Annotated in this window: 1 protein-coding gene; it reads left to right on the top strand. The window is 41.4% G+C overall.

Annotation, left to right across the window (positions count from 1 at the left end):
* The coding region (locus tag OGM63_RS01850) for a response regulator (protein WP_263743795.1) at positions 1-1244 on the top strand (1244 nt) is incomplete at its 5' end.
* Positions 1245-1330 lie beyond the last annotated feature (86 nt).

The raw sequence follows: 1330 nt of genomic DNA, 5'->3' as shown, positions 1-1330 counted from the left end.
TCCCCCCCTCGGACACTCCCACTTTCACTGAGTCGGCAATTGAAGACGATCGCCAAAATATTCTGATTGGCGATCGCACTCTTTTAATTATTGAAGATGACTTGAAATTTGCCCGAATATTACTCGATTTGGCACGGGAACAAAACTTTAAAACTTTGGTGGCTTCTCGTGGTGATGTGGGTTTGGCAATGGCACGAGAATTTCAACCGGCTGCGATTATGTTAGATATCCGTTTACCCATGATGGATGGTTGGACTGTACTCGACCGTTTAAAACACGACCCTAACACCCGTCACATCCCAATTCACATTATGACAGTTGAAGAAGGGCAAAAACGAAGTCTGCAACAAGGAGCGATCGCCTATTTACAAAAACCCATTCCCAGTGAAGCACTTTTTCACGCTTTGAGAAATATTAAGGCATTTGTCGAACGAAAAGTAAAAAACCTGCTCGTAGTAGAAGACAATGAATTACAACGTCGCAGCATAGTTGAGTTAATTGGTAACGGTGATGTGGCAATTACTGCGGTTGGTACAGCTACAGAAGCCTTAACAGTACTTAATACGACTCATTTTGATTGCTTAGTATTGGATTTGGGATTGCCAGATATGAATGGTTTTGAGTTAATCGAGCAAATTAAACAACAACCAAATCTAAATTATTTACCCATCATTATTTATACTGGCAAAGAGTTAACATATCAAGAAGAAACAGAACTGCGCCGCATTTCTGACACTATCATTGTTAAAGATGCCCGTTCCCCAGAACGATTGTTAGACGAAACATCACTGTTTTTACATCGACTTCAGTCAAATTTACCGATTGACCAACAGTTATTATTAGAACAGCTACGCCAAAGTGACCCGGTGCTAGCAGGCAAGAAAGTTTTAATTGTTGATGATGACATCCGAAACATCTTCGCTTTGACTAGTTTGTTAGAGCCTTATCAAATGGAAATTTTTTATGCTGAAAACGGTAGAGACGGCATTACCATGCTACAAAACAATCCTAATATTAATATTGTCTTAATGGATGTGATGATGCCAGGAATGGATGGTTATGAAACAATGCAAGGCATTCGCGCTCTTGATGAATTTCAAAATATACCAATGATCGCTCTCACCGCAAAAGCGATGAAAGGCGATCGCGAAAAATGCATTTCTGCCGGTGCCTCGGACTACATCACCAAACCCGTTGATACCGAACAGTTGCTCTCACTATTAAGAGTCTGGCTCTATCGGTAAGGAATAGAAGTTAGTGCTTAGGTAGAGATGTCCCACGCTTTACGTCTGTACTGGTGTTAGTAGTTAGTAGTCCCCCCCTCCCCCAC

Source organism: Plectonema radiosum NIES-515 (assembly GCF_025753815.1).
GTDB classification, from domain to species: Bacteria; Cyanobacteriota; Cyanobacteriia; order Cyanobacteriales; family Nostocaceae; genus Hassallia; species Hassallia radiosum_A.
This window is presented reverse-complemented; position numbering and strand designations above follow the sequence as displayed.